Origin of the sequence: Lysinibacillus sp. FN11 (genome assembly GCF_024628845.1) — a bacterium.
GTDB classification, from domain to species: domain Bacteria; phylum Bacillota; class Bacilli; order Bacillales_A; family Planococcaceae; genus Lysinibacillus; species Lysinibacillus capsici.
In genome coordinates, this window is the sequence record NZ_CP102383.1 from 624523 (window position 1) to 651339 (window position 26817).

At 37.9% G+C, this 26817-nt stretch carries 25 protein-coding genes and 1 pseudogene; 24 read left to right on the forward strand and 2 right to left on the reverse strand.

Translation table 11 applies throughout. The features are described 5' to 3' along the window. Window position 1 precedes the first annotated feature (1 nt). The 23 genes from NP781_RS02895 to NP781_RS03005 all read left to right on the forward strand — a co-directional run bounded on the left by NP781_RS02895 (window position 2) and on the right by NP781_RS03005 (window position 24267). The gene (locus NP781_RS02895; protein ID WP_257521331.1) at window positions 2–754 is read left to right on the forward strand and encodes an ABC transporter permease; all 753 of its coding nucleotides are present in this window, start codon (window positions 2–4) and stop codon (window positions 752–754) included. Window positions 755–782: 28 nt separating this feature from the next. Further along, window positions 783–2000, forward strand: coding sequence for an aminopeptidase (locus tag NP781_RS02900; RefSeq protein ID WP_257521332.1), 1218 nt, complete (start codon window positions 783–785; stop codon window positions 1998–2000). A 12-nt stretch (window positions 2001–2012) separates the two neighbouring features. Next, a complete protein-coding gene (locus NP781_RS02905) occupies window positions 2013–2531 on the forward strand; it encodes a hypothetical protein (RefSeq protein ID WP_004225870.1) in 519 nt (172 codons plus the stop codon). 72 nt (window positions 2532–2603) lie between these two features. Then, window positions 2604–2981, forward strand: a complete 378-nt coding sequence (locus NP781_RS02910) for an ELKS/Rab6-interacting/CAST family protein (RefSeq protein WP_255601691.1) — start codon at window positions 2604–2606, stop codon at window positions 2979–2981. Window positions 2982–3216: 235 nt separating this feature from the next. Then, a complete protein-coding gene (locus NP781_RS02915; RefSeq protein WP_257521333.1) occupies window positions 3217–4305 on the forward strand; it encodes an ABC transporter substrate-binding protein in 1089 nt (362 codons plus the stop codon). Beyond that, window positions 4295–5131: an alkaline phosphatase family protein gene (locus NP781_RS02920; protein WP_202341630.1), complete on the forward strand. Its 837-nt coding sequence runs from the start codon at window positions 4295–4297 to the stop codon at window positions 5129–5131. Before NP781_RS02915 ends, NP781_RS02920 begins: the two co-directional genes overlap by 11 nt. Before the next feature lie 72 nt (window positions 5132–5203). Beyond that, window positions 5204–6049, forward strand: a complete 846-nt coding sequence (locus tag NP781_RS02925; protein ID WP_221682711.1) for an ABC transporter permease — start codon at window positions 5204–5206, stop codon at window positions 6047–6049. Then, a complete protein-coding gene (locus NP781_RS02930) occupies window positions 6046–6831 on the forward strand; it encodes an ABC transporter permease (RefSeq protein WP_048391486.1) in 786 nt (261 codons plus the stop codon). The genes NP781_RS02925 and NP781_RS02930 overlap by 4 nt, the downstream gene beginning before the upstream one ends. Continuing rightward, window positions 6828–7829: an ABC transporter ATP-binding protein gene (locus NP781_RS02935; protein ID WP_221682709.1), complete on the forward strand. Its 1002-nt coding sequence runs from the start codon at window positions 6828–6830 to the stop codon at window positions 7827–7829. The genes NP781_RS02930 and NP781_RS02935 overlap by 4 nt, the downstream gene beginning before the upstream one ends. Next, a complete protein-coding gene (locus NP781_RS02940; protein ID WP_221682708.1) occupies window positions 7826–8608 on the forward strand; it encodes a DeoR/GlpR family DNA-binding transcription regulator in 783 nt (260 codons plus the stop codon). Before NP781_RS02935 ends, NP781_RS02940 begins: the two co-directional genes overlap by 4 nt. Further along, a complete protein-coding gene (locus NP781_RS02945) occupies window positions 8608–9618 on the forward strand; it encodes a histidinol phosphate phosphatase domain-containing protein (RefSeq protein WP_221682707.1) in 1011 nt (336 codons plus the stop codon). The genes NP781_RS02940 and NP781_RS02945 overlap by 1 nt, the downstream gene beginning before the upstream one ends. Window positions 9619–9733: 115 nt before the next feature. Further along, a complete protein-coding gene (locus tag NP781_RS02950; protein ID WP_257521334.1) occupies window positions 9734–11002 on the forward strand; it encodes a carboxylate--amine ligase in 1269 nt (422 codons plus the stop codon). A 204-nt stretch (window positions 11003–11206) separates the two neighbouring features. Continuing rightward, window positions 11207–12751, forward strand: a complete 1545-nt coding sequence (miaB, locus tag NP781_RS02955) for a tRNA (N6-isopentenyl adenosine(37)-C2)-methylthiotransferase MiaB (RefSeq protein WP_257521335.1) — start codon at window positions 11207–11209, stop codon at window positions 12749–12751. Then, complete coding sequence (locus NP781_RS02960; RefSeq protein ID WP_004225842.1) at window positions 12752–13189, forward strand: YlbF/YmcA family competence regulator; 438 nt, start codon at window positions 12752–12754, stop codon at window positions 13187–13189. It abuts the gene before it with no gap. A 134-nt stretch (window positions 13190–13323) separates the two neighbouring features. Further along, window positions 13324–13977: an outer spore coat protein CotE gene (gene cotE / locus NP781_RS02965; RefSeq protein WP_221682704.1), complete on the forward strand. Its 654-nt coding sequence runs from the start codon at window positions 13324–13326 to the stop codon at window positions 13975–13977. A gap of 128 nt (window positions 13978–14105) precedes the next feature. After that, on the forward strand, window positions 14106–16676 hold the full coding sequence (gene mutS / locus NP781_RS02970; RefSeq protein ID WP_257521336.1) for a DNA mismatch repair protein MutS: 2571 nt from the start codon (window positions 14106–14108) through the stop codon (window positions 16674–16676). Between the two features lie 15 nt (window positions 16677–16691). Continuing rightward, window positions 16692–18554 (forward strand): DNA mismatch repair endonuclease MutL, encoded by a 1863-nt coding sequence (gene mutL / locus NP781_RS02975; RefSeq protein WP_257521337.1) that lies wholly within the window; start codon window positions 16692–16694, stop codon window positions 18552–18554. A gap of 18 nt (window positions 18555–18572) precedes the next feature. After that, window positions 18573–20066 (forward strand): glycerol kinase GlpK, encoded by a 1494-nt coding sequence (gene glpK, locus NP781_RS02980; protein ID WP_221682701.1) that lies wholly within the window; start codon window positions 18573–18575, stop codon window positions 20064–20066. An 18-nt stretch (window positions 20067–20084) separates the two neighbouring features. Further along, on the forward strand, window positions 20085–21731 hold the full coding sequence (locus tag NP781_RS02985; protein ID WP_221682700.1) for a glycerol-3-phosphate dehydrogenase/oxidase: 1647 nt from the start codon (window positions 20085–20087) through the stop codon (window positions 21729–21731). A gap of 3 nt (window positions 21732–21734) precedes the next feature. Then, window positions 21735–22652: an alpha/beta fold hydrolase gene (locus NP781_RS02990; protein ID WP_257521338.1), complete on the forward strand. Its 918-nt coding sequence runs from the start codon at window positions 21735–21737 to the stop codon at window positions 22650–22652. Then, complete coding sequence (gene miaA, locus NP781_RS02995; protein WP_255601689.1) at window positions 22639–23541, forward strand: tRNA (adenosine(37)-N6)-dimethylallyltransferase MiaA; 903 nt, start codon at window positions 22639–22641, stop codon at window positions 23539–23541. The genes NP781_RS02990 and miaA overlap by 14 nt, the downstream gene beginning before the upstream one ends. A 97-nt stretch (window positions 23542–23638) precedes the next feature. After that, on the forward strand, window positions 23639–23869 hold the full coding sequence (gene hfq / locus NP781_RS03000) for an RNA chaperone Hfq (RefSeq protein ID WP_004225825.1): 231 nt from the start codon (window positions 23639–23641) through the stop codon (window positions 23867–23869). Between the two features lie 95 nt (window positions 23870–23964). Continuing rightward, entirely contained in the window at window positions 23965–24267 is a 303-nt protein-coding gene (locus NP781_RS03005; RefSeq protein ID WP_009371183.1) for a rhodanese-like domain-containing protein, read from the forward strand. Between the two features lie 125 nt (window positions 24268–24392). Here the strand turns inward: NP781_RS03005 and NP781_RS03010 are convergent. Continuing rightward, window positions 24393–25966, reverse strand: a protein-coding gene (locus tag NP781_RS03010; protein ID WP_257521339.1) for an IS3 family transposase whose coding sequence is annotated in 2 segments (ribosomal slippage) — window positions 24393–25324 and window positions 25324–25966 — 1575 coding nt in all. Because the reading frame shifts where the segments join, the coding sequence is not laid out codon by codon here. A gap of 182 nt (window positions 25967–26148) precedes the next feature. Beyond that, window positions 26149–26343 (reverse strand): annotated as a pseudogene (locus tag NP781_RS03015) (response regulator transcription factor); the annotation flags it as partial. 283 nt (window positions 26344–26626) lie between these two features. Between NP781_RS03015 and NP781_RS03020 the strand changes: the two are divergent. Beyond that, complete coding sequence (locus NP781_RS03020; protein WP_156113266.1) at window positions 26627–26785, forward strand: freyrasin family ranthipeptide; 159 nt, start codon at window positions 26627–26629, stop codon at window positions 26783–26785. Window positions 26786–26817 lie beyond the last annotated feature (32 nt).

The following is a 26817-nucleotide window of genomic DNA, read 5'->3' on the forward strand; positions in this document are numbered from 1 at the left end:
AATGAATGCCTTTAGTCAATTCTTTGTTGAATTACTTATTTTATTTCGTATACAAATAGCCATCGTAAGGCATCAATTATTATGGATTATTGCAATGTCTACCATTTTTCCAATAGTTACTTTAGTGTTTCTCGAATTTTTACTGGGTGAATCTAGCTCTGAACAATTGGCACGATTAATTATCGGTAATATGATTTTTAGTATTCTATTAATGGGGATGAATATTCTAGGGCAGGATATCTCGTATCAAAAATTTGGAGGCTATTTTACATATTACTCATCCCTTCCCATTCGAAAGGTTAATTTTATTTTATCTTTGTTGTTTTATGGTATTTTAACTTCCTTACCTTCGTTTATTATTGTATTTACGTTTGGTCAGCAAATTTATGGGGTCAATCTTCATTTTGAGTGGCTTCTACTACCAGTCGCTTTATTGGCGATTTTTAGTGTAGTAGGCATTGGTGTATTAATGGGGTTTTTATCTCCAAATCCTCAATTTACAAATATTGTAGCGCAATTTTTGTTGATGTTTGTTACTTTCTTAACACCTGTTATGATTGAACTGAAAGACCTTCCCATCGTTCTGCAGTGGATTTCCTACGTGTTACCAACAACATATGTAGCGAATGTATTACACGGTATGCTAACTGTTGGATGGACCAATTCTACATTCATAGATGTTCTAATCTTACTCATTTTTTCCTGTTTTTCTTATCTATTAATCAGTAAAAAAATACATTGGCGTGTTCAATAAATTATTTGAATAGGGAGTTAAATTTAAAATGAAAACTTTTGAAACTAAGTTAGAGCAGTACGCGGAATTGGTCATAAAAGTAGGGATTAATATTCAACAAGGACAGACTTTAGTGATTTCTGCCTCAATGGCTGCTGCCGATTTTGTTCGAAGGGTTTGCCGACATGCCTATCTCAATGGTGCACATTATGTGTATATAAAGTGGATTGATGAAGAGCTTGCTCGTATTGAATATGAATATATGACAGAGCAAGGCTTAACCTATACACCAGATTGGCTTGTGAAGGGGTATGAAGAAATGGCGAGTAGTGGTGCCGCTTTTCTTTATATTATTTCACCCCACCTGCAAAATATGGAGGAAATAGACCCTGTTAAGGTAGAAAAAGCAGAGTATGCTTCTGCACTTGCTTTTCGTTCTTTTACCGAAAAATTGATTAAAATGCAAGTTAGTTGGACTGTTATTGTTTATCCGACGGAGCAATGGGCAGCATCTATTTTCCCTGACTTAGAGCCCAAAAATGCTCTTGAGGAATTATGGGAAAAGTTTTTTGAAATACTTAAATTAAATGAAGAGAGCCCACTACAAGCCTGGGAAGAGCATATTGATATATTAAATAAAAGGGCCGCATTATTGAATGTAAAGTATTTCCGTTATTTACATTTCATTAGCGAAGAGACAAATTTAAAAATAGAGCTACCACAAAATCATCGTTGGGTTAATGGCTTAGAAATGAATGACAAGGGAAGCTCATTTATTTGTAATATGCCGACTGAAGAAATTTATACGACACCACTCAAAAAAGGAGTAAATGGAATAGTCAAAAATACAAAGCCATTAGTTTATGAAGGGCAGATCATTGATCAATTTACACTTACATTTAAAGATGGTGAAATTATTGATTTCTTTGCAGAAAAAGGGATGGATGCATTACAAAATATTCTTCAAAAAGACGAGGGTGCTAGATATATAGGTGAGGTTGCATTGGTTCCTCATGATTCTGCAATCTCTGCGAGCAATCTACTATTTTATCATAATTTATTTGATGAGAATGCATCCAGTCATTTAGCCATTGGGCAAGCCTATACTTCAGGCTTGAAAGAAGATGGTGCAAACCTAGAAAACATAAATAATAGTATGATCCATATTGATTTTATGATAGGCTCACAAAACTTACAGGTGAATGGAATACGAGAGGACGGTACTGCCGAAGCGATTTTAGTGAATGGTGAGTGGGTAATTAAATAAGGGGGAAGATGAATGGAAATAGTGCAGTGTAAGACTGATAAGGATTATGAAAAATTCGCTGTTTTCTTTTTGCAAAATAGAAATATATTTGACGATATGTATCCGATTTTAGATACACTTGGTAGTTTATATGTCATGATAGAGGAAACAAATCTGCTCCTCTTTCAAAATACACAGCAGGAAGTATTTGCTGCAGCAAGCTATACATTGGGTGTAAGAGAAGATCAATTTAAAAATAAACATATCGTTTTTATTGATTGCGCACTACTAAAGAAAGAATATCAAAATAGTCGATCCTTTGTTAAGGGTTTTCTACAAATGCTAAAACATATATTAGAAGAACACCCAGAAGTGAAAGAAGTCCAATTTTATGCTTATCGCCATCATGGCTATATTCACCGTCTTTATAAAAAGTTTGCCACTATTATAGATGAAAAAGAAGGATATTTTGGAATGCAAGATGTCTTCTCTGTGGAATTTCACAAATTGACTACTTTTTTAGAGGAATTTAATAAAAAACAAACCATTTAAATGGAATGGATAAAGGGCTATTTCGGGCAATGTTTCTATAAAAAATGCTACAATAAAAGAAAAAAAGAGGCGATGTACGTGAATAACGTCATTGATTTTATTGCAAAAAAAAAGGAACGTGAAGACCGAAAGCGTGCTCAGGATTTAGAACGTTATGTAGCTACACAATGTAATTTTCAACACCCTGAAAATATTGATGCTCTTGTAGAGGACAAATTGATTGAGGTTAAAGATCATACGTTATTTCTTGGCTTTCTATCCATTTTAAAGGATGAGCAAATAGAACCGTTAGATATTTTTCAAGATGTCTTTTCATTAGAGCCCCCTCGTTTTGAAATGTCCTACAATATGAGATGGTGGTCAGTTGTGCAATTGGCATTTACATTTTTAACAATTCTCAAGGAAAATGAGCCGCATACCTATGCTGATTTTTTAGGTCTCTCCAAATAACCTAAGTATGTGTACGTCTGTAAAGCAAATGTACACATACTTAGGTTTTTCCGTATCTACCCTCGCTAGCTTTACAAGCCTACTATATTTATTCATTAAATTCATAGATTTTTATAATTCCTCAATAATTTTTACTAAATATTCTTAACAACTCCATACTTGCTTAATGTTTGTTTTGTAACATAACGTTTGTAAGCAAATAAAAATAAAGCAAAACAAATGGAGGGTCCAACACATGGCAATTCAAAAACTGTGGAAAAAAGGTCTAATTGGTGCATTAGCTATTTCCATGTTGGCAGCTTGTTCTGACAGTTCATCTAGTGCAAATGAGGTAAAAAAGGACTTATCGCTTGAGGACATTACAGAAAAAGCAAAGGAAGAGGGCACTGTTAATTCTGTCGGTATGCCAGATACATGGGCGAACTGGGTGGAAACCTGGGAGGAACTTGGGACCGAATATAGTATCAAACACAAGGATACGGACATGTCGAGTGCCGAGGAGTTAGCGAAGTTTGAAGCAGAGAAGGATGATGCTACCGCAGATATTGGAGATGTCGGGATTGCTTTTGGACCAATCGCTAAGGACAAGGGCTTAACATTACCATACAAAACGTCTTATTGGGATGAAATACCTGAATGGGCTAAAGATGATGAAGGACACTGGATTGTTGGCTATACAGGAACCATTTCTTTCTTGACAGATAAAAATAATGTGAAGAATGCTCCAACATCATGGGAAGATCTAAAAAATGGAGATTACACAGTCAGTATTGGAGATGCATTAACAGCTAACCAAGCACAGTTTGCCATCTTAGCAGCGGCTATGGCATTTGGTGGAGATGAGTCAAACATCCAACCAGGTATAGATTTCTTTGCAGAATTAGCGAAGCAAGGACGTCTACAGGGAGATCCATCAGTAGCGAACCTAGAAAAAGGTGAAATAGATGTAGCGATCTTATGGGACTTTAATGCATTAGGTTATCGTCATCAAATTGATGAGGACCGCTTTGATGTAGTGATACCTAAAGAGGGATCTGTCACTTCTGGTTATGCAACGGTAATTAATAAATATGCCAAAAACCCACATGCTGCCATGCTCGCACGTGAATATATTTTATCTGATGCAGGTCAAGAAAATTTAGCAAAAGGCTATGCGCGTCCAATTCGAGACGGAGTAAAATTACCACAGGATGTAAAAGATTTACTATTACCCGCTGATATGTATACGAATGCACAACCTGTAAAAGATCAAAAGACATGGGAAGATACAACAAAGCAAATCCCTCAACTCTATCAAGAGCAGGTGTTAATCCATGCAAAATAACAAAGTGGTTCTCATTGTTATCGATGCATTGCGCTTTGACACAGCCTGCACACATATGGGGTTCTTGCATCATTTAGTCGAGCGTCAGGTAGCTGCTCGCTATAAGGTTTGCTCAGAGGTGCCGTCTTTATCAAGACCATTGTATGAGACGATTTTAACAGGTACACCCCCTATTGTACATGGTGTTACCAGCAATATGACAGTGCGTTTATCGAAAGGGCAAAGTGTCTTTCATATCGCAAAGGAGCATGGTTTAACTACAGCAGCCTCCGCTTATTATTGGGTGAGTGAACTTTATAATAGAGCGCCATTTAATCATATGGAGGACAGGCTACAACTCGATACACAATTACCAATTGACAACGGTATGTTCTATTTTGAGGATCATTATCCAGATAGTCATGTATTTGCTGATGCAGCATGGTTAATGGCTCAAAAGCAGCCTGATTTCCTGTATATTCATCCAATGAATGTTGATGATGATGGTCACAAATTTACGGCAGATTCTGCTCAATATCGCAATCGAGTTTTAGCGATGGATGCTTTACTGTCATTGTTTATTCCAAAGTGTATGGCGCTGGGCTATGAGGTTATCGTTACGGCTGATCATGGCATGACAAGAGATGGTAATCATGGCGGCACAACGCATGAGGATCGTCATGTCCCACTATTTGTCATTTCAGATGCTGTAAAGGCAGGTATAAAAGAAGGCATTATTTCTCAATTACAAGTTGCACCACTGTGCTGTCATTTATTAAATATCAAGCCTGCTGAAGATATGGTGCCACTCCTGTTAGAAGGTGTGTTTACAGCAAAAGAGGTTTAAATAAATAGTAGTCGCTCTTATTCTAAGGAGCGGCTATTATCCCCATAAGCCGCAAGTCATTTATAGAAAGAAGTGAGTGTGTTGATATCGAAGCGGCAATCCATTGCTTGGCTTTCGCCTTTTCTTGTATTACTATTATTGTTTTTCTTAGTACCGCTCCTATATATGCTCATTACCAGCTTTCAAAATAGTGAGGGCTTTACACTGAAGCAGTATGAATCAATTTTTACGAACGACTACATTCTTCAAGGTTTTAAAAATAGTATTACATTATCTGTTATCTCAGCTATGATTGCGTTACTTATCACCATGTTTGCAGTTTATGCCATGATGAACTTTTCAGAGCCAGTACGAGAGAAGATTTTAATACTTACGAACTTAACCTCCAATTTTTCAGGTATTCCGCTAGCATTTGCTTTTATTGTTTTACTTGGCAATAGTGGTTTATTTACACTGTTATTTGACAAATGGGATATTGATGTGTTGACATCCTTTTCATTATACAGTTGGAGCGGTTTGTTACTTATTTACATTTACTTTCAGCTGCCATTATCTCTAATGCTGCTATATCCCATTTATGATGGAATTCAGCAACAGTGGAAGGAGGCGGCAGCCCTTCTTGGGGCATCTGGCTGGCAGTTTTGGATGAAAATTGGTCTCCCTGTTATGCTCCCGGGGATTGTGGGAACCTTTAGTGTATTGTTTGCCAATGCAATGGGCGCGTATGCCTCTGCTTATGCATTAACAAGCAGTAATTATAATTTAGTGGCGATTCGTATCGGCTCCTTAATAAAAGGTGATATTTTTGCTCAGCCAGAGCTAGCCAGCGCCATTGCAGTTATATTAGCAGTGACAATGGTGACGGCCATGCTGATCAGTGAGTGGAGCATCTCTAAAACAAGGAGGAAAGTAAAATGAAAAAGCGTGGTTTGGCTGATTTCTTTTTCCTTCTGCTCGTGGGATATTTACTATTACCAGTGTTAGCAACAATGCTCTATGCATTTGCAACAAAATGGAATAAAACGATATTGCCAGAAGGACTCACACTAAAATGGCTTTCCACTTTGTTTCAGGATACCGATTTTATTCAGGCATTTGGCCGTTCAGTATTTTTAGCAGGGGGGGCAGTTAGTATCGCACTCCTTGTCATTGTGCCAGCCATTTTCGTCATCGTCCTATACTTTCCAAGATACGAAAAATGGATACAGATGGCAGTGGTGATGGTGTATTCTTTTCCAGGCATCATTTTAGCTGTAGGGCTTATACGCGTTTATAGCCAAATAGGTATACCGATGATATTTGTTGTGTTAGGTGCCTATGTTGTGGGGATTCTTCCTTATATCTATCAAGGTACACGAAATAGTTTAAGAAATATAGATGCGAGGCAGCTACTTGACGCGGCTCAATTGCTAGGCGCATCAAAAAGGCAGGCATTCACAAAAATTTTACTGCCTACTGTTTATCCAGGCTTATTTGCGGGGGCATTGTTATCCTTCTCTGTCTTATTTGGTGAGTTTGTCCTAATTAATCTTGTTGTAGGTTCTCGTTTTGAAACCGTACAAATTTATTTAATGAAAAAGCTTAGCACAAGTGGACATATTGCTAGTGCTGTTGTTTTCATCTATCTCGTACTAATGGGTCTTTTAACATTCGTCATTGCTATCGTAACGAAACGATCGAAAGGTGCTACAAATCTATGAGTTATCTTGTTATTGAAGGGCTTCATAAAAAATATGGACAAGTATCTGTTTTAACCAATATTCATATGGAAATTCAAAAAGGAGAATTTATCACACTATTAGGTCCTAGTGGCTGTGGAAAGAGTACGATTTTGCGTATTGTTGCAGGCTTAACAGATGCATCGGCAGGTAAGATTTTGATTGAAGGAAAAAATATGAGTGGCGTACAACCGAAGGATCGTCAAGTGGGTATGGTCTTTCAATCCTATGCACTTTTTCCTAATATGACGGTGCTCGAAAATGTTGCTTTTGGTTTGCGTATGCAAAAAGTTAATAAGGCAGATATAGAGCAGCGCGTACATGAAATGTTAGCGCTAGTTCATTTAAGTGAGAAAGCCAATGCTTACCCAAAAGAATTATCTGGAGGTCAACAGCAGCGTGTTGCTCTAGCTCGTGCATTAATTGTCCGTCCTAAAGTACTGCTATTAGATGAACCACTTAGTGCGCTTGATGCTCAAATTCGCAAAAAACTTCAAGCAGATTTACGAGCAATTCAACGAAAATTAAATATGACAATGATTCTAGTTACGCATGATCAGGAGGAGGCAATGGCTGTTTCGGATAGAATATTTGTCATGAATAATGGAAGCATTGCCCAAAACGGTACGCCAACGGAAATCTATATGAGACCAAATAATGAATTTATTGCTAATTTTATCGGTCATTATAATGTTTTTCCACGCCAAACTTTAGAAAAAATGCTTGGAGCATCTTTAATAGAGCAATCCACGAAATTTGCAATACGCCCTGAGGCATTACATCTCGATCAACGAGATGGAGACTTATGTCTCTCTGGGGTTGCCAAACAATCATTAATGAGCGGCAATATTATTCGTACTACATTTGAAGGAGAAATGGCGTTTGCAATGGAACAACTGCATCAACAAGGGTATTCGATTGAAATGGGAAAATCCTATAAATGTTATGTCGCACAAGAAGATGTGATTGCGCTATCATGACTTACGCTAAACTGGAAAGATTTGATTTTATTTTAAAACAATTAGATTCTGAAGGGAAAATTATTGTTGCCAATATTGCTGATGCCCTTCAGGTAGCACCAGAAACAATTCGCCGAGATTTTGATGAATTAGAGCAACAGCATTTATTATCAAGAGTTCATGGTGGGGCTATTAAATATACGAATGTACGTAATGAACCGGTATTTTTACGCAAGCTACAAATGCACAAGGACGCAAAGAGACAAATTGCTCGTATTGCAGCAAAACGCATTTGCGATGGCGATACTATTGCAGTAGATACAGGTACTACAACAGTACATATAGCCGATTTTTTACTAGCTGTGGAAGATATAACGGTTGTAACGAATTCAATTGCAGCAGCTATTCAATTTAATTTAGCCATAGAGGAACGACGCATGACAGGCAAGGTCATATTACTAGGGGGCACGGCGAATCCAAAACAATCTTCTGTGGCAGGTGCTATGACGTTAGAAATGCTAGATAATATGAATTTTGATAAGGCCTTTTTATCGTGCGGTGGTATGAGTGAGGGCATTGTTTATGATTACGATTTGGATGAATCTCTTATTTCAAAGAAAATGCTCAAGCATAGCAAAGTGAGTTATTTATTAGCCGATGCATCCAAAATCAATGGCAAATCATTTTTTCAAATCTGTCATCTTGATGAATGTACAGAAATTCTTTGCGAAAGCACTTGTCCATTAGAATGGCAGGCTTATGAGGAAAAATGGACGATATGTAATGGAGGGAAGAGCTGATGACAATTGATTATCATGTACATTTAGAAGAGGGACCTTATTCATTTCGCTGGCTAGAGCGTACATCGCAAGCACTGGAGTTTTTTCATTCGGAAGATGAAACGGAAAAAGGCTCCAAACAACAAATAACTTGTCATCTACAGCGGCTGGCACAGCGCGTGAAAAATGGCTGTTATAGTGAGGAATGGTTGGATTTATATCTCGAACAGGCAAAGCAGCTTGGCTTACGTGAGGTAGGGATTGTCGATCACTTATATCGTTTTCAAGAAACGCGTGCTTATTTTGAGCGCTTTATGAGGCTGGATGATAGTGAAATTGGAAAAATCCAGCGCTATTGGCTAGATCGTGTGATGACAGAAAATATGGATGCTTTTGTAACAACCATTCAGCAGGCAAAGGAAAAATGGCGTCAACATGGCATTACACTGAGACTTGGTATAGAGGCGGATTATTTTGTTGGTGGAGAGGAGGAATTAACGGCTTTACTAGCAGGTTATCCTTGGGATTATGTAATTGGTTCTGTTCATTTTGTTGATGGATGGGGCTTTGATAATCCGCAAACACAATATCTTTTTGAGCAAATGGATCAACCTTCTTTACAACAAAATTATGAGCGTTTTTTTAAAGTAGTAGAGAAAATGATTCTTTCCAATATGTTTGATTTTGTTGCCCATTTAGATAATTTTAAAGTATTTAATTATCAGGTGGAGAATCGTGCGTTTCTTGAAGTTTGGTATAAACGTATTGCAAAGGCACTAACGTCTACTGAAACCGCCACTGAAATCAATGCCGGCCTGTATTATCGTTACCCAGTACAGGAAATGTGCCCGGGTCCCCGTTTTTTACAAACCTTACTTGAGCATGGAGTTGCTTTTACTGTATCCTCGGATGCACATTTCCCAGATGATTTAGGTAAATATACATTTGCTAATTTAGAGCTACTAAAGGGTTATGGCGTTGAAGCCATTGTCTCCTTTGAACAGCGAGTAAAAAAAATGATGACGTTATAGGTTGAGAAAAGGGCACTAAAGCTTCAATGTAGTGCCTTTTATTCGTATTACATAAGTACAATTTAACTCGCATACAAATGATTAAATTCATATTTATAATGTGAGGCGAGTCAAATTGACATTCATTAAAGAACAACCCTTTTTACCCATTATTATACAATCGGGTCAGCATGCATATGGGGTAGCCCGCTCATTTTATGCAGCCTACCGCATGAAAAGTCTTGTCATTGAGCCAGCAAAAAAAGGGAGAACGATGCGCTCACTCCTTTTGGGAGGCTCTCAAGGAATTGCCACACAGAATAGCAGTATTCTGGATTTTCAATATGTTGAACATTTAGATGATCCTACCCGTTTTGTACAAGCTCTAGTGGGATTATCTATGCAGTGCCAACAAAAGAAATTGATTTTATTAGTTTGTGACTGCTATTATGCAGAGCTTATCATTGAAAATAAAGAGCAGCTTGAAAAGTACTTTATTTTACCTTACATTGATCAGGCTTTACTAAAAATTGTCCAAACAAAGGAGAAGTTCTACCAGCTTTGTGATAAATATCAGTTAGAATACCCCAAAACCATCATTATAAAAAAGGAACATCATCTAAATAGAGAAATTCCAATCCAGTATCCCATTATTATTAAACCCTCCAATACCGTGACCTATACGAACTGTTCCTTTCCTGAAAAGAAAAAAATATATATAGTATATGATGCAGATGAGATGCAGCACATCATTCGCTGTATTTATCGTTCTAGCTATCAAGACACCTTAATCGTTCAAGAATTTATTACAGGCGACGATTCCTATATCCGTGTTCTAGATGTATATGTAGGAAGGGATCGAAAAGTAAAATTAATGTGTGTAAGCAATAAACTACTCGAAGATCCATCTCCACAAAACAAAGGTATTTCTTTAGCTGTTATGACCGATTATGATGAACAGCTAATGGAATCCATTCGGCATTTTTTAGAGGACATCGGCTATACGGGCTTTGCTAATTTTGATATGAAATACGATGCCAGGGACGGGAAATATAAGCTATTTGAAATGAATTTGCGAGCAGGGGCTTCAAGCTACTATGTGACCGCAAGCGGGTATAATTTAATGCAATATGTGGTGGATGATTATTTATTCCAGATTAATCATGAACGAACATATGTCCAGACGAAGCATGTATGGTCACTACTTCCTTCAAAAACGCTATTTAAATACATGAAGAATGAAAAATTAAAAATAGAAGCAAAGCGATTAATGAAAGAAGGGCAATACACGGATGCATTACTATATAAAGAAGATATGAATATAAAGCGCTGGATAAAGCTGAAATTGTATCATTCATATTTACAGGTAAAATACAGCAAGTATTTTAACAAGAGCAATAGATAGCAAATGTGAACTGATGGATAGGTCATTAAAACTTTCAGGATAGAACGCCAGAGCTGATGGATAATTACGCCTAGCTTCATATAATTAAGTCGAAACCTCGACATTTGAGGCGCAAACCTTGTAGGAAGTATCAACTATTCAGTATAATAATAAAATGGGAATTCAAGTGCATGGATTTCGTTTGAAAGGAGTTACCTGATTGCGATGAATGAGGAACAACGCTTAGCTAATCAACAAATCAATCAACCAAAAAAAGAAGACAAGCCTGAAAAGGATTATAGTAAATATTTTGAGAGGGTCTTTACAGCTCCATCCTTAAAAGATGCTAAAAAACGTGGGAAAGAAGATGTGAAGTATCATAAGGATTTTAGCATTGCAGAAGAGTTCGCAGGAATGGGCAAAGATCGCAACTTCTATATTCGTACTTATGGCTGCCAAATGAATGAGCATGACACAGAAGTAATGGCCGGGATTTTTATGCAGCTAGGCTACACACCAACAGAGGTGATTGAAGAGGCTGACGTTGTCTTGCTAAATACATGTGCTATTCGTGAAAATGCAGAAAACAAAGTATTTGGAGAACTTGGTTTCCTGCTGAAATATAAACGAAAAAACCCTGAGATGCTAATAGGGGTTTGTGGCTGTATGTCGCAAGAGGAATCTGTGGTTAATAAAATTTTAAGAAGCTATCCACACGTCGATATGGTGTTTGGTACACACAATATTCATCGTCTGCCAAACATTTTAAAAGAAGCCTACATGTCTAAAGAAATGGTCATAGAGGTTTGGTCTAAAGAAGGCGATGTCATTGAAAATCTGCCGAAGAAACGTCTTGGCTCCATTAAGGCTTGGGTTAATATTATGTATGGTTGCGATAAATTCTGTACGTATTGTATCGTTCCCTATACACGTGGTAAAGAGCGCAGTCGACGACCAGAGGAAATCATTGCTGAAGTTCGTGAGCTAGCGGCAGCGGGCTACAAAGAAATTATGTTATTGGGACAAAATGTCAACGCTTATGGTAAAGATTTTGAGGATATTGATTATCGTCTTGGCGATTTAATGGATGAATTAAGAAAGATCGATATTCCGCGGATTCGATTTACAACGAGTCATCCACGTGACTTTGATGATCATTTAATCGAAGTTCTTGCAAAGCGTGGCAACTTAGTGGAGCATATTCATTTACCAGTACAATCGGGCTCGAATGACGTGCTAAAAATTATGGCGCGTAAATACACACGCGAGCATTTCCTTGGTTTAGTGGATAGAATTAAAGCGGCAATACCTGAAGTAACCTTAACAACAGATATTATCGTGGGCTATCCAAATGAAACAGAGGAGCAGTTTGAGGAAACATTGTCCTTATACCGTGAAGTTGGCTTTGACGCAGCGTTTACGTATATTTATTCGCCACGTGAAGGTACACCAGCTGCAAAAATGATTGACAATGTACCTGAAGAGGTGAAAAAAGAGCGTCTTCAACGTTTAAATGAAGTGGTGGGTGAATACTCTCGCAAAGCATTAGAGCGTTTAAATGGTCAGGTTGTCGAAGTATTAGTTGAAGGCACAAGTAAACGACGCGACGATGTTTTAGCGGGCTATACGAGGAAGAATCGTTTAGTTAACTTCAAAGCACCAGCAGAAGTAATTGGTCAATTAGTGAAAGTAAAAATAACAGAGACTACATCCTATTCACTTACTGGTGAATTTTTGGAAGTCGTAAAAAATGAAAAGGTGGAAGCATAAATGACACAAGTCTTATATACAAAAGAAGATTTAATTAAAAAATCACATGAAATTGCACATATGATTGCAAATACGCCAGAGGTTGAATTTTTCAAAAAGGCAGAAGCGCAAATTAACGAAAATCAACAAGTACGTGAACGTATTGCAAGCTTAAAAAGCTTACAAAAACAAGCGGTTAATTTCCAACACTTAGGAAAAGAAAAAGCTCTAAAAATGATTGAAGATAAAATTGCTAAAATCGAGGAAGAAATTAATGCCATCCCTGTTGTGCAACAATTTAAAGAATCACAAGGCGATGTAAATGATTTATTGCAACTTGTTTCAAATACAATTGCAAATAATGTTACAAATGAAATTATTCGCTCAACTGGTGGCGATGTGCTTCGTGGTGAAACGGGTTCATACGTAGAAAATACTCAACCAGGTAGCTGCTCTTAAAAGATTATAGAAATCAAAGCTCGAATGCTGTCATTCGAGCTTTTTTTACGTCTTCTTCTATTGAAGCATTCAGCTGCTATAATAGACCTCTCATCGAAAAGTTTTAAATGATCCATTTCATTCTCTAAAAATATATGTTCACCCAATGGGCGCTACCTGCATATGATGGAGTGAAAAGAGTCGAAGGAGGAATTGCGCTGAAACGTTTACGACAAATCGTGACGAAAGCAGTAGTTGCCAAAGGGAAGAAGAGAACGGAAGAACGTGTAACATTATCACCAACAAATAAACCGACAAGTATTTTAGGGTGCTGGGTAATCAATCACACTTGCTCTGCAAAAAGAGTCGGGAAATTTGTAGAAGTAACAGGGAAATTTGATGTCAATGTTTGGTATGCCTATAGTAATCATTCGAAAACAGCTGTGTTTTCTGAAACGATTCACTATAAAGACAAAGTGAAGCTTCACTATCGAGACGGTGAAATTAGCGTTGGTGATGATGTTCGTGTACGTGTGATACAAGAACCAAATTGTATTGAAGCGATTATCTCTCCATGTGGTACAAAGTTTGAAATTGTAGTGGAACGTGAAGTAGTTGTTGAGGTAATGGGTGAAACAACAATTTGTATTAGTGTCCATCCACTAGACTATGAAGAAGATTGGAGCCTTAATGATGAAAGTTCATCTTCATCCTCATCAAGCTCTAGTTCTAGCTCCTCTTCAAGTTCTGAAGGAGAAGGCAGGTATGTGTTAGAGTCTTCATCGTTTCCTGATGAACGACCAAGATAAGTCTAAAAAACATCATTTTTTGATACATGCGAAATGCTAGCATCTTAAAAAAGGTGAATGAAGCGTTTCGCATGTATCTTTTGTTATAATAAATATATCTATAAGGCAAGAGCGAGGTAAATAGTGATATGACAACATATACACCAATGATGCAACAGTATCTACAGGTAAAGGAAGATTACAAAGATGCCTTTTTATTTTTTAGATTAGGTGACTTTTATGAAATGTTTTTTGAGGACGCAATTAATGCCTCACAAATTTTAGAAATTACATTAACAAGCCGAGATGCAGGCGCAAAAGAACGAATACCAATGTGCGGTGTGCCGCATCATTCGGCTAAAAATTATATTGAAACACTTGTGCAAAAAGGCTATAAAGTGGCTATTTGTGAACAAACAGAAGATCCAAAGCAAGCAAAAGGTGTGGTCAAACGTGAAGTGGTTCAGCTTATCACACCAGGAACAATTATGGAAGGAAAGGCTCTTGATGGTAAATCTAATCATTTTATTGGAGCGGCAGAGCAATTAGATGACACAACATTTGGCTATGCTTATTTAGATTTATCCACAGGTGAGGCAGTAGCATCTTCTATTGAAGGCGATGGCAAAGCCTTATTAATGCAAATGCAGGCTTACGGAATTCGAGAGCTGATTGTAACGGATAGTTTGCAGCTATTATTAGCAGAGCATGCCGTCAATGCTGGTATCGTACTTTCAATTGAAGTGAATGAAATGCCCATGGACAAAGCAGCAAGTTATCTAGAAGCTGTACCAAAACCGTTACAAATTGCATGTCTTCGATTGTTAGCTTATATCGACCAAACGCAAATGAGATCTTTATCACATATTCAGGCATTCACATTTAATGAAATTAAAAATTATTTACGCATTGATTCTAGCTCAAAGCGCAATTTAGAGCTGATTCAATCGATTCGTGGTGGCGATCAAAAAGGTACCCTCTTATGGCTATTAGATGACACCGTGACAGCGATGGGTGGACGAAAATTAAAGCAATGGCTACACCAACCGCTTGCCACACGGTCAGCAATAGAGGCTAGACTAGCGATTGTTACGGATTTGTTGGAAGAATATTTTGTACGAACAGAGCTTCAAGCATCCTTAAAACAAGTATATGATTTAGAGCGTTTGGCTGGTCGTGTTGCTTTTGGCAATGTGGGTGGACGAGACTTAGCCCAATTGCGTGATTCTTTACGCCAAGTGCCAACTATTCAACAGCAGTTGATGGGGTCAAATAAAGAAACATTACAACAATTAGGTGCGGAACTTGATACATGTTCAGATGTCGAGGCATTATTAGCAAAAGCGATTACAGATAATCCCCCTATTACCATTAAAGAAGGGGATGTTATCCGTGACGGCTATAATGAACGCTTAGACGAACTTCGCTATGCTGCTCGTAATGGTAAGGATTGGATTGCCCAACTTGAACAAGAAGAGCGTGTGAAAACGGGTATTAAAAATTTAAAAATTGGCTATAATCGCATTTTTGGTTACTATATAGAAATTACAAAATCAAATATTCATTTAGCAGATTTAACACGCTATGAGCGCAAACAAACACTGGCGAATGCGGAACGCTATATTACACAGGAACTAAAAGAAAAAGAAGCATTGATTTTAAATGCTGAAGAAGAAAGCTTAACATTAGAGTACAACCTGTTTGTAGAAATTCGTGATGTACTAAAAACTTATATTCCGCGTGTCCAAGCACTAGCAGCAAACATTAGTGAATTGGATGTCTTATTAAGCTTTGCAAGCGTCTCAGAAAAATATCGATTTACGAAACCAGAATTTCATGGTGGACGTGCCCTTAAAATTATAGAAGGACGCCATCCTGTCGTTGAAAAAATGCTGAACAAGCAAATGTATGTACCAAACGATTGTGTGCTAGAAGAGCAGAATAATATGATGCTTATTACAGGGCCGAATATGTCAGGTAAAAGTACTTATATGCGCCAAGTTGCATTAATTGTTGTTATGGCACAAATGGGCTGCTATGTACCCGCTGAAAAAGCGAAGCTGCCGATTACTGATCAAATTTTTACTAGGATTGGAGCGGCTGATGATTTAGCGGCAGGGCAATCTACATTTATGGTGGAGATGCTTGAATCGCAACATGCAATTACGCATGCAACAAAAAATAGCTTGATGCTATTTGATGAAATTGGACGTGGAACATCGACATATGATGGAATGAGTTTGGCACAATCGATGATGGAATATATTCATGATAAAATTGGGGCCAATACGTTATTTTCTACGCACTATCATGAATTGACAGCACTTGAAAAGGATTTGCCACGCTTACAAAATGTGCATGTTTCAGCCACTGAAAAAAATGGTACGGTCGTTTTCCTGCATAAGGTGAAAAAAGGAGCGGCTGATAAATCCTATGGTATACATGTGGCACAGCTTGCTCAATTACCTGAGGAAATTTTAGCTAGAGCACGTGTATTACTTGAGAACTTTGAGGCAGGGAAAGAAGTAGTTGCCGAAACACAGGTGATAGCTGAACAACCAGTACAGATGTCTTTATTTGCAGAGGAGGAACCGATTTCCCCAGCCGAGACAATGGTGCTAAAGAAATTGGAAAAGGTAAATATTCTAGGTACTTCACCGATGCAGGCAATGAATATTTTATATGAGCTACAGCAAGAACTAGTGAACGCTAAAAAATAAAGGAGTGATACGTTAGTGGGAAACATACAAATTATGGACGAATGGCTATCCAATAAAATCGCAGCAGGAGAGGTAGTAGAAAGGCCAGCCTCTGTTGTCAAAGAGCTAGTGGAAAATGCTATTGATGCTGGGAGTACGTCCATTGATGTTTTTTTACTAGAAGCAGGTCTCACTTCCATTCAAGTAATAGATAATGGTAGCGGTATGGATGAAGAGGATGCACTAATGTCATTCTCTCGTCATGCTACTAGTAAAATTCATCAGGAACATGATTTATTTCGTATTCGAACACTTGGCTTCCGTGGTGAGGCTCTAGCATCCATTGCCTCTGTTTCTAAAATGACATTGATTACATCAAATGGTGAATCCGGAACACATTTAGACCTTGAAGGTGGACATATCCTCACTCATAAACCTGGTCCGTTGCGTAAAGGGACTGATTTAACAGTCTCCCAGCTATTCTTTAATACACCCGCCCGTTTAAAATATATGAAAACCATTCAAACCGAACTTGGGCATACAATAGACCTGATGAATCGCCTCGCACTTGGTAACCCACAAATAGCATTCAGATTATTGCATAATGGTCAACAATTACTGCAAACAAATGGCCGAGGAGATGTACAACAAGTGCTTGCAGCTATTTATGGAATACATAATGCCAAGAAAATGGTGCCATTCCAAGGCGAGTCACATGATTATCGAATTTCTGGCTTTGTATCCTTACCAGAGGTAACACGTGCTTCTAAAAATTATATGACTCTATTTGTCAATGGTCGTTGGGTCAAGCATTATTTAGTACAAAAGGCTATTGTAGATGCTTACCATACGTATTTACCTATCGAGCGCTTCCCAATAGTTGTTCTATATATAGAGGGTGATCCTTACTTAACAGACGTGAATGTGCATCCTGCAAAACATCAAATTCGTTTAAGTAAAGAGGCTGAGCTTTTGAAGTTAATAGAGGAAACCATTCGTGAAACAATACGCAACATTATTCGAGTTCCACAAATGGAAAAGAAAGAAAAAATAGTTAAACCAGCTACTGAACAATTAAACATATGGGAGCCTGCTCCAAAGATTGATGTGGAGAAAATGAATGCCATCGTAGAAAAATTATATGATGTCCAAACCATTCAAGAAAACAATCTTGAACAGATAGTTGAGCCTAAGCCTATTTCTACGGTTCGAGATGAAAGTTGGCAGCTTACACCACAAATAGAGGCTGAAACAATTGATGAAGTAACAATAGCTGCACAGTCGGAAATATTGGAAGAAATGCCTACAAAGGAACCCTTTCCTGAACTCGAAGTAGTGGGGCAAATACATGGCACATACATTGTCGCGCAAATGGAGGATGGTTTTTATTTAATTGATCAGCATGCTGCTCAGGAACGCATTAAATACGAATTCTTCCGTGAAAAAGTCGGTCAAGTTAATCCTCATGAACGTCAGGCATTATTGTTACCACTAACATTTCATTATGCAGCCGATGAAGCACTGATCTTACGAGAACACAGGCATGAATTAGAAGCTGTAGGCGTGTTTTTAGAGGAATTTGGACAATCATCTTTTGTTGTACGTGAGCATCCGAGTTGGTTCCCACAAGGGGAGGAACAGGAAATCATTGAGGATTTAATTGAACAGGTGCTGACAACTAAAAAGGCTGATATCAAAAAACTACGTGAGGCAGCCGCGATTATGATGAGCTGTAAAAAGTCAATCAAAGCCAATCATTATTTAACAAAAGAGCAAATGGAAACATTGCTGCGTGATTTACGCAATGCAGATAATCCATTTACATGCCCACACGGACGTCCAGTGCTTATTCACTTTACATCATATGAAGTGGAAAAAATGTTCAAACGGGTTATGTAAGGAAGAGGGGGAAAATGGATGGGCGAATTTATTTTAGCGATTGATCAAGGAACGACAAGTTCAAGAGCCATTTTATTTGATAAAAAAGGTCAAATTGTTCATGTAGCACAAAAAGAATTTCAACAAATTTTTCCAAAGGCTGGCTGGGTAGAGCATAATGCCAATGAAATATGGGGTTCTATCTTGTCCGTTATTGCGGCAGTATTAACTGAAAGTGGCCATGAAGCAAGTGAGGTTCATGCGATTGGTATTACCAATCAGCGCGAAACAACAGTGGTGTGGGATAAACACACAGGTCAGCCGATTTACAATGCGATTGTCTGGCAATCACGCCAAACACAGGACATTGTGAATACCTTAAAAGAACAAGGACATGAAGAACATTTTCAGCAAAAGACAGGGCTTCGCTTAGATGCTTATTTTTCAGCGACAAAAATTAAATGGATCTTAGATAATGTTGAAGGTGCTCGTGAAAAGGCAGACAATGGCGATTTATTATTTGGGACGATTGATTCGTGGATTGTTTGGCGATTATCAAAGGGAAAGGCTCATGTGACCGATTACTCAAATGCAGCTCGAACAATGCTCTACAATATTCATGAATTGAAGTGGGATGAGGAACTTTGTGAGCTTTTAGCTATCCCAATTTCCATGCTTCCAGAAGTGAGAAATTCATCAGAAATATATACAGAAACGGCTCCAAGTATATTTTTTGGAGAAAAAATTCCGATAGCTGGGATTGCGGGTGATCAGCAAGCCGCACTTTTTGGACAAACTTGTTTTAGCAAAGGAATGGCTAAAAACACGTATGGCACTGGCTGCTTTATGCTATTAAATACAGGAAAGCAGGCAGTGACATCAGAAAATGGTTTATTGACAACCATTGCGTGGGGAATAGATGGGAAAGTGACCTATGCATTGGAAGGTAGCGTTTTCGTAGCAGGATCAGCTATTCAATGGCTACGCGATGGACTAAGGATGATCCGTACAGCAGAGGATTCTGAAACCTATGCTAGAAAAGTAGATCATACCGATGGGGTTTATGTTGTCCCTGCCTTTGTTGGGCTAGGTACGCCTTACTGGGATACAGATGCACGTGGCGCAATTTTTGGGTTAACACGTGGAACATCAAAAGAACATTTTATTCGAGCAACACTAGAATCATTAGCCTATCAAACGAAAGATGTACTAGACGCAATGGAAGAAGCAGCAGGTACTCCGATTGAAGTACTGCGTGTAGATGGTGGAGCTGTCAAAAATCAATTTTTAATGCAGTTCCAAAGTGATGTTTTACAGCTACAAGTAGAGCTAGCAAAATTGAATGAGTCAACAGCACTCGGTGCAGCCTATTTAGCGGGGCTGGCGACAAGCTTCTGGCCAAACCAAGAGGCTTTATCGGCATTATGGGTGAGTGGGGAAACCTATCAACCTCACATGGATGAAGAACAAGCCACAGCTCTGTACACAGGATGGCAGAAGGCTGTAGAGGCAACACGAATTTTTAAATCATAGCTATTGGGGGAGAAAGGTATGTTTTCATTTGAGCAGCGACCAAAAATTTTATATTATCTAGAGCACTATAGCTTTGACGTATTAGTAATTGGTGGCGGTATTACAGGTGCAGGAATTGCATTAGATGCCGCATCAAGAGGCCTTTCTGTTGCATTAATTGATATGCAGGATTTTTCAGCTGGTACGTCGAGCCGTTCAACCAAATTGATTCACGGTGGTTTACGTTATTTAAAGCAATTTGATGTAGGAGTTGTAGCCGAAGTAGGGCGAGAGCGTGAAATTGTTTATGATAATGCTGTACATGTCACAACGCCTGAAAAAATGCTATTACCATTATATAAAAAGGGTTCACTCGGTCCCTTCACAACATCTATGGCATTAAAGGTCTATGACCGCTTGGCAGGTGTCAAAAAACATGAACGTAGAACGATGTTAAATGCTCAGGAAACCTTGGCATTAGAGCCTTTACTCAATCAAGAGGGCTTAGTCGGCGGTGGCTATTATGTAGAATACCGTACAGATGATGCCCGCCTAACAATTGAAGTATTAAAAAAGGCTGTAGAATATGGAGCGCTTTGCCTCAATTATGCTGAAATGACGGAATTTATCTACGAAAAGAAAAAGCTTGTTGGCATTAAAGTGAGGGATCATGTGACAGGGAAAATGCTCAATGTCCATGCCGCCCAAATTGTGAATGCAACAGGTCCTTGGGTTGATGACGTACGACAAAAAGATAAAGTAGCAGATAACAAGCAATTACGTCTAACAAAGGGCGTTCATATTGTCTTCAAACAAAAGGATTTTCCGCTAAAGCAAGCTGTTTATTTTGATATTGCTGATGGTCGTATGGCCTTTGCCATTCCACGAGATGGCAAAACCTATGTAGGGACTACGGATACTGTCTATGAAGGTAATCCTGTACATCCAGTGGCAACACAGCAAGATGTGGATTATCTAATGGAGGCTGCAAAAAAGATCTTTCCAACTGCTACTATCACAAGAGACACAATTGAATCCTCTTGGGCAGGGGTCCGACCTCTGATTTATGAAAAAGGCAAGGATCCATCAGAAATTTCAAGGAAAGATGAAATTTGGACAGCGCCAAGTGGTTTAATGACGATTGCGGGTGGAAAGCTAACGGGCTATCGCCAAATGGCTGAAACGATTGTGGATAAAATTGTGAAGGCCCGTCGCTACAAGCATGCAAGTGCCTGTTTAACACGTGAGCTAGCACTTTCTGGTGCAAAGGGAATCAACGCTATTAATTTCCCTGACTATATTGCCTATAAAGCACGAGAAGGCGTACAGTATGGCTTAAATTATGACGAAGCCAAGCATCTCGTACAAAAGTATGGCACGAATGTAGATGCCTTATTCGATCGCGTGAAATTTTTACATGAACATGGCAGTACAATGCCTCTTGCCTTACATGCGATGCTACTGTATGGCATTGAAGCCGAAATGGTCTATACACCAAGCGACTTCTTTATTCGTCGGACTGGTTTATTATACTTCGATATTGAAGCAGTAAAGCTTTATAAACAGCAAGTGATTCAAGTGATGCAACAACGTTTAAATTATACGGAGGAACAAAAAAATAGGTATATTGCTGAATTAGAGCAAGCCATTAACGATGCAACAAATTTTGTGAAAGAAGGGGAGTAAGGGATGGAGCGTTATATTCAAATGTCGGATGAACAATTTGTCTTCACTCGAACATTGGAGCCTTCAACGCCATGTATTGGACATATTCACATTTTGCATGGCATGGCAGAGCACAGCGGTCGCTATTTAACCTTTGCAAAAACACTTAACGCAGCAGGCTATGTTGTGACGATGCACGATCACCGTGGGCATGGTGAAACGGCAGCATATAATGGGACATTGGGCTTTTTTGCTGAAGAAAACGGCTTTGAGCGTGTTGTAAAAGATGCTCATGAAGTGATTACACAACTTCACGTACCATACGCTAATGTACCATTTATTCTCTTTGGCCATAGTATGGGTTCCTTCATTACTAGACGCTATATTCAATTATATGGAGAGCAAGTAGACAATGTTATTCTCTGTGGCACTGGAAATGTGACAGCCTTGCATGCTGTAGGAAATCTAGTAGCTAAGGCTTTAGCTAAGGGACTAGGAAAAGAAACTGAAAGTAAGCTGTTAAATCAATTGAGCTTTGGTAGCTTTAATAAGCAATTTCCCAATCCGAAGACTGCCTATGATTGGTTATGTTCAGTACAACAAGAGGTGCAAAGGTATATCGATGATCCCTATTGTGGCTTTATTCCAACGAATCAATTTTTCGTGGATTTGACAACTGGCTTTGCCACACTAAATCGTAAAAAAGAATTAGCAAAAGTAAGAAAAGGCCTCCCTATTCTCTTGATTAGTGGCAGTAAAGATCCAGTTGGTGAACAGGGGCTAGGCGTTTACAAAGTTGCTGAACAGTTAGCAGCAGTGGGTGTAGAGGATGTAACGGTTTATTTATTCGAGGATAAACGACATGAAATTTTAAATGAAGACAATCAAGAAGCGGTCTTTCAAGTTTTATTACGGTGGTTAGAAAAATATGATAGAAACTAAACTGCAGCAGGCAGAGGTCGTAGCAATAGTGGGGCCGACTGCCTCTGGTAAAACGGCATTAAGCATTGAACTAGCAAAAAAATATAACGGTGAAGTCATTAATGGTGATTCCATGCAAGTTTATAAAGGGCTCGATATTGGGACAGCTAAAATTACCGAAGAAGAGATGGAGGGCGTTCCTCATCATTTACTAAGCTTTTTAGAGCCTACAGAATCTTTTTCGGTAGCAGATTATCAAAAATTAGTACGTGCGAAGATCGCGGAAATTCAATCTCGTCAAAAATTACCTATAATAGTAGGGGGCTCTGGCTTATATGTACAAGCTGTCCTCTATGATTTCCAATTTACTGATGAAAAAGTAGATGAAGAAGCACGAAAAGCCTACTATGAGGAATTAGCAAAGCTTGGCCCTGAGGCAATGCATGACAAATTAAAGCAACTAGACCCTCAAACAGCGGAGACAATCCATCCAAACAATACACGTCGTGTTATTCGTGCATTAGAAATGCTGGAATTAAGCGGGGTATCAAAAGCAGCTGAAGCGCAAAATCGAGGGGAAGTACCCCTTTACCAACATGTTATTTTAGGGTTAGGTCAAAACATGTCTCGTGACGTGCTATATGACCGTATTAATCGTCGTGTTGATTTAATGATGGAAAATGGTCTTCTGCAAGAGGTGAAGGGATTATGGCAGCAAAATATCCGTGGTGTGCAGTCTATACAAGCCATCGGGTATAAAGAATTATATGATTATTTAGATGGTAAATGTACCCTAGAGGAAGCCATTGATAGCTTAAAACAAAATTCCCGTCGCTATGCAAAAAGACAGCTTACTTATTTCCGTAATAAAATGGATGTCCATTTTATTACGCCTGATGATCGATTATAAGAAATAAGAAAAATTTCTAAAAATTACTAATTGATAAATTGGTAGAACATGCTACTATAGGAATGAAGAGGTAGAAAGTTAGTAGGGAGGCTATTTGATGAAATCAATCAATTTGCAAGATACGTTCTTGAACCAACTACGTAAAAACAGTGTTTTTGTAACTGTATTTCTGTTAAACGGATTTCAGTTAAAAGGGACTGTGAAATCATATGATAATTTTACAGTATTACTACTTGATGCTGAAAATAAGCAGCACCTAATCTACAAGCACGCCATTTCTACATTCGTACCAGCAAAACAAATTGAGTTTTTAGAGACAGAAGTATAATAAGTTTGTTAAACAGTTAGTGTACTCACACTGGCTGTTTTTTTTTCTACAAGCTATAATGATAGTGGAATTTTATATTTTGGAGGACAAAGTTTATGAAAACAATGGAAACAACACAATTATTAGATCTGTTAGATGCAAATGAGGACCTATATATTATCGATGTTCGTGAAGAGGATGAAGTAGCACATGGCATGATCCCAGGTGCTCAACATATTGCACTCGGAACTATCCCTGAACGTTTAGAGGAATTAGATGTAGAAAAGCCATATATTATTGTATGTAAGGCTGGGGCTCGTTCTGCCAATGCGTGTGCTTACTTAGAGGCACAAGGATTTGATGTAACAAACCTTGAAGGCGGCATGCTGGCTTATGATGGAGAATTAGAATTTAAATAAAGTGTGAGTAAAAAAGAGTTCCTTATCTTGGAATGACAACTTTCAACCCTATTAAAATTAATAGACCAGACATATTATGTGAACTGCACCCCGTCAAGTAGACAGTGGAAATAATAAAAAATGTATTAAGCGGCTTGAGTCCTGAATTCTAACGGACTCAAGCCGCTTAACCTTTTCTGATAACGATCGTAATTATAAAAATGAATATAATCATCAATCGCTAGTTTTAACTCTTCATATGAATCGTACTTATGTAAATAATATTTCTCACACTTCAATGTGCCCCAAAATGATTCAATTGGTCCGTTATCAATACATCGACCAATACGGGACATACTCTGTGTCATATTGGCAGTTTCCACAATTCGCTTAAATTCCTTTGATGTATATTGAAAACCTCGATCACTATGTATTAAGGGCTGTTCGCCTGATTGTAATGATTGAATAGCTAATTTTATTGTTTTGAAAACAAGGGAATTATTATTCGAATGACCTAACACATAACTCACAATTGAACCATCATATAAATCGATAATTGCACTTAAATAAGCTTTTTTCCCATTTCCATACTTAAACTCTGTGACATCTGTACACCATTTTTCATTGGGCTTTTTCGATGTAAATGCTCTATTTAATACGTTCTCCGCCACATGATGTGCTGGGGATTTACGATAAGGCTTGCGCTTTCTACGAATAACAGACTTCAATCCACTAATCTGCATTAAACGATAAATACGCTTTTCGTTAACCATCGTTTGATTATTTTCTTTTCGCTGACGATTGATTGTCAACGTTGTACGACGATAGCCGTAAATACCATCTACTTGTTGGTAAAGGAGATGAATGTCCTTTAAAATGGCTTCATTTTCAACTTCTCTGTTAGAAGGCTTGCGACTTAACCACTTATAGTAAGCTGCACGCGAAACATCAGCTATTTCACATAGTAAAAGAATCGAAAGTTCTTCCTCTCGATGTAAATCTTGAATCGCTAAATAGCGTTGCTGTAGACGTATTTGGCTTAACGATGCCTCCTTTCGATTTCCTCTAACTTTTTTAAAAATAAATTTTCTGCACGTAAACGTTCATTTTCACGTTCAATACGTTGAATCTCTAATTTCAATTTCTCCTCAACGGTTAATTCGACTTCATCTTTTGTGCGACCACGACGATCACGTAATCCCTCTTCACCATTCGTTTCAAATTTCTTCGTCCATTGATATACCTGTTGATACGAAACACCATAGGTATGCGCTGCCAACTGATAATTTTTCTGGTGCTTCAAACAGTACTCGACAATCTCAATACGTTCTTCAAAAGTTGTCTTTCTTCCTTCGGTCATAGCTTGACTCATTCCTTTACCTGAATCTTTTATTTCACTATGACTAGTATACTTTTTTACCCAGCTTTTTAAAACGGAGGTACTGCTAATCTCGTATTTCGCCAACACCTCCATCTGTGAATAATTTCGTTGAATGTAGTCCTCCACAGCCGCTAATTTTAACTCTTTTGAATAGAACTTACATGAAGTAGCTTCTTGTAATCCTTCACGTCCACCTGCCTCAAATTTCATTTTCCATCTATGAAAAGTTTGATGATCTATTGAAAACCTTTCACACAATTCATTGATAGAATAGTGACCTTCTTCGAACAATTGAAGGATATATAGTTTCAACTCGAGTGAATGTTTGCTTCGCCCCATAAAAAATACTCCCCTTAGATAAACAGATTTTATTTTTTCATCTGTCTACCTAATAGGGAGCATATCACTAAAATATGTTTGGTCTATTTTTTTGTTTTGTTCGTTCTAACTAACAGAGCAGTTTAATGGAGTCTCATATACAGGGATTTCTCCAAAATTAAATCTTTTATGAGAGGAAAAATTTATTTAATACTTAGTAAGCCTAGTTTAATAGCTGTTACAACAGCACCTAAACGAGTTTCTGCATTTAATTTGCGAATAATAGAAGATATATGATATTCCACTGTTCTCCTACTCATACCTAATTCTAAACTAATCTCATTATTGGTTTTGTCCTCAGCAATACGTTCTAAAATCTCATATTCTTTAGGTGTTAACTTTATCATATGTAATAATCCCCCCCATTTATTTTCAGAAGATATCGTATCAATAAATTCCATTTTATTCTATATTCTGGATAAAAAATATCGTTTAATCAAATGTAAATAGTGACAATTTTTCAAAAAAATAATTAAATTTCACTAAGGTTGCGGAAATTACGGATACCTTATTTGAGAAATTTTGTTAAATTTGAACTACAAAACAAATTAATATTTACATATTAATACCTAATAATTAATTGTTTTGTTGGAGTTATAAGGGATTTGAGGAGGTGAAAAAATGCTCAAGAGAATTAATCATGGTTTTAATAGTGCTAGCTCTAGATCTAAATGGTGTGTTTTTTGTGATGCAAAAGATTATTGCAATAAGTGTGATGCTATGGATTGGGGATGTGCTGGAGGCTGGGAAACTTGTTTTAGAAAAGATACAGACGGTTAAAACAAGTGCTTAATTTTTTATTTGGCAATGTA

What these genes read in the sequence shown, in the direction of transcription:
- NP781_RS02895 (WP_257521331.1), top strand. Translation starts at nt 2, where the DNA reads ATGAATGCCTTTAGTCAATTCTTTGTTGAATTACTTATTTTATTTCGT.
- NP781_RS02900 (WP_257521332.1), top strand. Translation starts at nt 783, where the DNA reads ATGAAAACTTTTGAAACTAAGTTAGAGCAGTACGCGGAATTGGTCATA.
- NP781_RS02905 (WP_004225870.1), top strand. Translation starts at nt 2,013, where the DNA reads ATGGAAATAGTGCAGTGTAAGACTGATAAGGATTATGAAAAATTCGCT.
- NP781_RS02910 (WP_255601691.1), top strand. Translation starts at nt 2,604, where the DNA reads ATGTACGTGAATAACGTCATTGATTTTATTGCAAAAAAAAAGGAACGT.
- NP781_RS02915 (WP_257521333.1), top strand. Translation starts at nt 3,217, where the DNA reads ATGGCAATTCAAAAACTGTGGAAAAAAGGTCTAATTGGTGCATTAGCT.
- NP781_RS02920 (WP_202341630.1), top strand. Translation starts at nt 4,295, where the DNA reads ATGCAAAATAACAAAGTGGTTCTCATTGTTATCGATGCATTGCGCTTT.
- NP781_RS02930 (WP_048391486.1), top strand. Translation starts at nt 6,046, where the DNA reads ATGAAAAAGCGTGGTTTGGCTGATTTCTTTTTCCTTCTGCTCGTGGGA.
- NP781_RS02935 (WP_221682709.1), top strand. Translation starts at nt 6,828, where the DNA reads ATGAGTTATCTTGTTATTGAAGGGCTTCATAAAAAATATGGACAAGTA.
- NP781_RS02940 (WP_221682708.1), top strand. Translation starts at nt 7,826, where the DNA reads ATGACTTACGCTAAACTGGAAAGATTTGATTTTATTTTAAAACAATTA.
- NP781_RS02945 (WP_221682707.1), top strand. Translation starts at nt 8,608, where the DNA reads ATGACAATTGATTATCATGTACATTTAGAAGAGGGACCTTATTCATTT.
- miaB (WP_257521335.1), top strand. Translation starts at nt 11,207, where the DNA reads ATGAATGAGGAACAACGCTTAGCTAATCAACAAATCAATCAACCAAAA.
- NP781_RS02960 (WP_004225842.1), top strand. Translation starts at nt 12,752, where the DNA reads ATGACACAAGTCTTATATACAAAAGAAGATTTAATTAAAAAATCACAT.
- cotE (WP_221682704.1), top strand. Translation starts at nt 13,324, where the DNA reads ATGTTCACCCAATGGGCGCTACCTGCATATGATGGAGTGAAAAGAGTC.
- mutS (WP_257521336.1), top strand. Translation starts at nt 14,106, where the DNA reads ATGACAACATATACACCAATGATGCAACAGTATCTACAGGTAAAGGAA.
- glpK (WP_221682701.1), top strand. Translation starts at nt 18,573, where the DNA reads ATGGGCGAATTTATTTTAGCGATTGATCAAGGAACGACAAGTTCAAGA.
- NP781_RS02985 (WP_221682700.1), top strand. Translation starts at nt 20,085, where the DNA reads ATGTTTTCATTTGAGCAGCGACCAAAAATTTTATATTATCTAGAGCAC.
- NP781_RS02990 (WP_257521338.1), top strand. Translation starts at nt 21,735, where the DNA reads ATGGAGCGTTATATTCAAATGTCGGATGAACAATTTGTCTTCACTCGA.
- miaA (WP_255601689.1), top strand. Translation starts at nt 22,639, where the DNA reads ATGATAGAAACTAAACTGCAGCAGGCAGAGGTCGTAGCAATAGTGGGG.
- hfq (WP_004225825.1), top strand. Translation starts at nt 23,639, where the DNA reads ATGAAATCAATCAATTTGCAAGATACGTTCTTGAACCAACTACGTAAA.
- NP781_RS03005 (WP_009371183.1), top strand. Translation starts at nt 23,965, where the DNA reads ATGAAAACAATGGAAACAACACAATTATTAGATCTGTTAGATGCAAAT.
- NP781_RS03020 (WP_156113266.1), top strand. Translation starts at nt 26,627, where the DNA reads ATGCTCAAGAGAATTAATCATGGTTTTAATAGTGCTAGCTCTAGATCT.